This is a genomic window from Frigoribacterium sp. AC759, from assembly GCF_979256015.1.
On the sequence record NZ_CEEDMT010000104.1, the window covers coordinates 1 to 267 of the forward strand.

At 36.7% G+C, this 267-nt stretch carries 1 protein-coding gene; it reads right to left on the reverse strand.

Translation table 11 applies throughout. The features are described 5' to 3' along the window. On the reverse strand, positions 1-267 hold a 267-nt coding region (locus ACZ6JE_RS15270; protein ID WP_464319493.1), incomplete at both ends, for a hypothetical protein.

A 267-nucleotide genomic window follows, 5' to 3' on the forward strand; every position in this document is an offset into this window, starting at 1 on the left:
TTCCATATAATCCAAAAGATATAAGGGAATTTTGTGCGTTGGCAAAGTTAAAATCCACAGTACCACCAAAACTGCCAGTTATTAAAACATTGTTATTACTATCAATTTTCACTCTTTGTGACCTTGCTAAATTACTTTGATTGGAGGCTGTAGTTACCCCTGCATTAACAAAATTTCCGTTACTGTCAAGCTTTAGAAGGTACGCTTGTCCGGTAGATGAACTAAGATTAAAAACACCGGTAGGGCTTGGGTCAAAATCAGTTACAC